Source organism: Psychrobacter sp. Rd 27.2, from assembly GCF_001921755.1.
In the GTDB taxonomy this organism is placed as follows: domain Bacteria; phylum Pseudomonadota; class Gammaproteobacteria; order Pseudomonadales; family Moraxellaceae; genus Psychrobacter; species Psychrobacter celer.
On the sequence record NZ_MRYB01000073.1, the window covers coordinates 1 to 458 of the forward strand.

Consider the following 458-nt stretch of genomic DNA (forward strand, 5'->3'; position numbering starts at 1 on the left):
GATCAAGAAGGCAAAGACAGTTATCGCTTGCGAAAGGCTGGCGCGACGCAGATGTACATCAGCTCGCGTTATCGCAACGCCATGATCACTGAAACCCCTGACGAAGAGGCAAGCTTCGAACACCTTTTAATGCAATTTAAGCATGATGAACTCGACTTGATCCTCATCGAAGGATTTAAGAGTCAATCGTTTCCAAAGATTGAATTGCGCCGTGAGGCTTTGCACAACCCGTGGATGTATCCAAGTGATGACAACATCATCGCGGTTGCCACCGATATCGTTTTAGATTGCCCACTGCCGAAGTTTGACATCAACGACCTGGAAGCTATCGCAGAGTTTATCGCCGCTAGAGTGAAATCTGGCGACAAAGTAAACAAGAAGCAAAGTGAAGAGAGTGTTGCTGCGTGTTGCGATATCCTCTCACCCGCGTTTCTTTCTGTAGAGCAAGGAATAGAGCG

The 458-nt window shown here is 47.6% G+C and carries 1 protein-coding gene; it reads left to right on the forward strand.

Going from position 1 to position 458, the window contains the following annotated elements; translation table 11 throughout:
• Nucleotides 1-458 (forward strand): molybdopterin-guanine dinucleotide biosynthesis protein B (gene mobB / locus BTV99_RS12660; RefSeq protein WP_075102682.1); only part of this gene is annotated, 458 nt, incomplete at both ends.